The sequence below is a fragment of the Aeribacillus composti genome, assembly GCF_007827555.1.
Lineage (GTDB): Bacteria > Bacillota > Bacilli > Bacillales > Aeribacillaceae > Aeribacillus > Aeribacillus composti.
Window position 1 is genome coordinate 1 of the sequence record NZ_VISS01000063.1, and the last position, 3,583, is coordinate 3,583.

5 protein-coding genes and 3 pseudogenes are annotated in these 3,583 nt (G+C 37.1%); 2 read left to right on the plus strand and 6 right to left on the minus strand.

Annotated elements, in window-relative coordinates; genetic code table 11:
* Nucleotides 1-100: 100 nt before the first annotated feature.
* From FB379_RS18105 to FB379_RS18115, 3 genes and pseudogenes are all read right to left on the minus strand, one after another.
* Entirely contained in the window at nt 101-523 is a 423-nt protein-coding gene (locus FB379_RS18105) for a DUF6756 family protein (protein WP_242009372.1), read from the minus strand.
* A gap of 14 nt (nt 524-537) precedes the next feature.
* Nucleotides 538-862: pseudogene (locus FB379_RS18915) on the minus strand (polymorphic toxin type 47 domain-containing protein).
* A gap of 92 nt (nt 863-954) precedes the next feature.
* Nucleotides 955-1,425: pseudogene (locus FB379_RS18115) on the minus strand (transposase); the annotation flags it as partial.
* A 17-nt stretch (nt 1,426-1,442) separates the two neighbouring features.
* Here FB379_RS18115 and FB379_RS18120 point away from each other — a divergent pair.
* Entirely contained in the window at nt 1,443-1,550 is a 108-nt protein-coding gene (locus FB379_RS18120) for a helix-turn-helix domain-containing protein (RefSeq protein WP_257790176.1), read from the plus strand.
* Nucleotides 1,551-1,879: 329 nt separating this feature from the next.
* Here FB379_RS18120 and FB379_RS18125 read toward each other — a convergent pair whose 3' ends face one another.
* From FB379_RS18125 to FB379_RS18140, 3 genes and pseudogenes are all read right to left on the minus strand, one after another.
* The gene (locus tag FB379_RS18125; protein ID WP_066248214.1) at nt 1,880-2,128 is read right to left on the minus strand and encodes a hypothetical protein; all 249 of its coding nucleotides are present in this window, start codon (nt 2,126-2,128) and stop codon (nt 1,880-1,882) included.
* Nucleotides 2,125-2,655 carry an IS3 family transposase gene (locus FB379_RS18130; protein ID WP_144598576.1) on the minus strand — a complete coding sequence of 177 codons (531 nt, stop codon included), beginning with the start codon at nt 2,653-2,655 and terminating at the stop codon, nt 2,125-2,127. The genes FB379_RS18125 and FB379_RS18130 overlap by 4 nt, the downstream gene beginning before the upstream one ends.
* Before the next feature lie 123 nt (nt 2,656-2,778).
* Nucleotides 2,779-3,075: pseudogene (locus FB379_RS18140) on the minus strand (transposase).
* Between the two features lie 186 nt (nt 3,076-3,261).
* On the opposite strand from FB379_RS18140, the gene FB379_RS18145 reads away from it, so the two are divergent.
* On the plus strand, nt 3,262-3,522 hold the full coding sequence (locus FB379_RS18145; RefSeq protein ID WP_242009373.1) for a hypothetical protein: 261 nt from the start codon (nt 3,262-3,264) through the stop codon (nt 3,520-3,522).
* Nucleotides 3,523-3,583 lie beyond the last annotated feature (61 nt).

The window sequence follows — 3,583 nt, forward strand, 5'->3', positions numbered from 1 at the left end:
TAGAACCTCCTGTTATGTTAAGTGACGCTAACATTATTGCCAGGAATTCGTGAGTGTTTTCCTTATTTTTTGGGTTAAATCACAAAATGTGGTGAAGAATCTATTTTTTTATCCATTCGGTTGCATCTCCACATGCAATTAGTACATCATGATGGTTAAAACATAATAAATATTCATTGTTCTTATTAGTAACATAGAACTCAACATTAAACATTTCTGACAGTAGTTTTACTAGATTTTCTCCCCCCTCTACTTCATAAGACGATTTTTCATCGGATGGGTTAAACATCAAAATAGCTTGAGAATTTCCAATATATTCAGCAATCCATTTCCAAGCTTCTGGATGTTGTACAGCTATATCGTTATCTAGATGCTCCCACAACGGAAATAATTTAGTACCGTTAGCGTATTTTCTGGAAAGTTGTTGAAATCTTAATTCTGTATCATGTTCTGATATTTTGGTTACATTGATGTTCATAGAAGCAGCAGCAGACATAATCTGTTCCTCAATATTCCACAACATATACATTCCTCCATTTATCTATTTACAGGTACATCGTCTACCAGTATATGCCCACGTATGGCTCCTCCTCCACCTCTTTTCCCCAGTTTGATAACCAATGTGCGGAACATCTGGACCATTTTTTGTATGTCCAATATCAATATTGACTTCTGCACCATTTTTAGCTCTCCACTCTACTGGGAATGATTTACCATTAGCATATCTTCCCCACTTAGTCACAGTAAATTCTGTTCTCGGTACACCTGTCCTAATAAAAGCTTCATTTAATGAGTCCCTATATGTCTTTCCTGTTCCCCTAAAATCTAAATCAACATCTTCTTTAAATTTATATCCTGTTATTTTACCTAACTCAGTGTTACCTGTACCCTTAGGAAATTATAAAAATGTACTTTATAAATGGGGGGCAGTTTCACTAACCATCACCCATTATATCAACTGACTTTCCGTTCAGGCATGATATAAGCGGTCTTGTGTTTCTCATATCATAGATAATATTGACAAGTCTTCTCATAATGCAAATAAGCGCTTGTTGTTTGGTTTTACCTTCTGCTAGCTTTTTCTGATAATACTCATAAAACACAGGATTTCGAGGAGTTTTACTGCCTTTACAAATATGTATTTTGTTGAACAGCCAAGTTATAAAAGATAGTGTATAATTTCCTGTTTCCTTGTTTGCTTTTCTGAATAGTTTCCTTGCCGCCCGAACCCATTCTGACAGGGGCTATACCTGCATACCTTGCGAGTTTGTCGGAATTAGTGAAACGATGAATATCCCCGATTTCTGCAATGAAAGCCGATGCAGTCACCGTATTAATGCCTGGCATCGTTTCAAGCTGCATCCCTAATGGCTTGATAAGTGCTTTTAACTCTTTATCTACTTTTTTGATTTTTTGCTTCTTAAAGGCTGCGCCCGAACACCATCAGCCATCTTTGTTCAGACAACGTGGACAGAGTTTATCTCTCAACATTAGAAAAAGTGTGCAAAGTGCTGGACATCGACATCCAGGAGTTAATCGAGGTGGAGTAATCCTCTCGCTATAGTAATCGGTGGTAGCGAAGAAAAAGTTGCGAAAAAAATTTTTATAAAATGGTGGGAAAACAAGGGTAAGGTTTTTGGCGATAAAAACGGTAGTAACTGATAATTTTTCAGTGGGTTATATTTGATGAAAATTGTAAAATAGGGCATCTTTTTTATACACATTTTGTGCGTACAAGATAACTCTAAAAATTATCATATAGAAGTTGCATGGATTACATGTATACATTGTATCACTAGGAGTTTATTCGACACTCCATATCTCATAAAGACAGCCTTAAAAGAGTAATTACTCCTCTAAGGCTTTACAACTGTGGCTTTTATTCATTAATTATATATTTTTCCCAGTTAATATTTCGTATCTCTTCAATAGTTGGATTAGTAACTTGATTTTCACTTAATTCAATTCTTGCATTTGATGTTGTAATATTTTCAGGATTATCCCATTCTGTTTCACAGTCACTACACATAACATAAAGTTCTTGTGTTGCAACGTCCTTTACAATTTCAACCCATCCTTGGGAGCAAATCGGACACCACGCAACCTTGAAATCATAGTTATTACTCATTTATATACCTCCGTTCTGTTTACCTTCCTGCTGATGGATACGCTGTAGTAATCTTGTTTGTACCTATTCCGTTTTTTTATGGCCTTTTTTAGCGTGTCGATGACCAGTTTGATGTCATTTCTTTGACTGATATGGTAGGCCACGATTTCATTGTTGTATAGATCTTTAATGGCGGACAAATAGAGCTTTTGCCCATTAAAAATTAAATAGGTAATATCTGTAACCCACTTCTTGTTTGGCTTTGACACGTGGAAATCTCGGTTTAGATGGTTGTCCGAAATCACATAAGGCCCTTTCTTTCCGTAATAAGGTCGTTTCTTCCGAATCACCGCCCGGATTCCCATCTCCCTCATCAGCCTTTGTACTCGTTTATGGTTGATATCCCGTTTGTGTTTCCGTTTCAGCCAAACTGTGACTCTCCGATACCCATAGATTCCTTTCACTTCTTTATGGCACTGTTTGATTTTTTCCTTTAGCTGCTCGTCTTCCAAGTGCTTCGCGAAGGGCGTTCCTGTCGTTTTACCCACTTGTAATATCCGCTTCGAGACACGCCTGCTATCTCACATATTAGTTGAATCGAACCATAACACCCGGCCATTTCTTGAATGATCGTGAACTTCCTGTGAGCTGGTACTGCTTCCATTCCCCTTTCACCTCTTTAAGAGCTTTTTTAGCATCTCTACTTCCGCCTCAAGACGCTTGATTTTCGTTTCAGGATCTTATGGGCGAGTTCTCGGTCTTCCTTTATTTGGTCTTTTCGCTTTGCCTCGTTTTTCCTCCAGACCTTGTATTCCTTCCTGTTCATAGCGTTTCACCCATCGAAGTACCATGGAATGACTAATTCCCAATTCTTTTGTCACCGCTTTGTATCCCATGTCCTCTTTCAAATATAAATCCACAGCTTTCTTTTTAAACGTTGCATCATATGTTTTTCGTATTTTCCCCATAGAAAAATCTCCTCCATAGTAGACAGATTAATGGGCTTTCTTTTTTCTGTCTACTATAAAGGGGATCATATCAGTTTATGTTGGCCTCTTTTTTGTTTAGAATTGATTTTTGAAGGTTTTTGGTTGCAAATGTCGAATTTTGGTTAATGGATGTCTGATTTACCTTGTTTTAAGGAAGGTGTAAACATGAGTTTGAGGAATTTTCATACGCCTTTGACTGAAGCAGAAGTAGATGAGATTTATCAGTTATTGACACCGAAGCAACGCAAATATATGGACGCTTTTACGAAACGAAGCAAAAAGAGCAAATGGCTAGAAGTTTTAGCATTAAAAAAAGGGATTATCGTGACGGAAGATATGGATAACGAACAACTGGCAGAAGCAGTCGATGATTGGATTTTAGTTGAAATATTTGTATTTGATAATTTAAAATTGAGCCACTTTTGAAGGGTTCGATCACATAAAAAATGAGCCACCTGATTTCCAATTTTCATTACCTCCCTTATGA

Coding starts and splice junctions, on each gene's coding strand:
- FB379_RS18105 (WP_242009372.1), bottom strand. CDS start 523: ATGTTGTGGAATATTGAGGAACAGATTATGTCTGCTGCTGCTTCTATG.
- FB379_RS18125 (WP_066248214.1), bottom strand. CDS start 2,128: ATGAGTAATAACTATGATTTCAAGGTTGCGTGGTGTCCGATTTGCTCC.
- FB379_RS18145 (WP_242009373.1), top strand. CDS start 3,262: ATGAGTTTGAGGAATTTTCATACGCCTTTGACTGAAGCAGAAGTAGAT.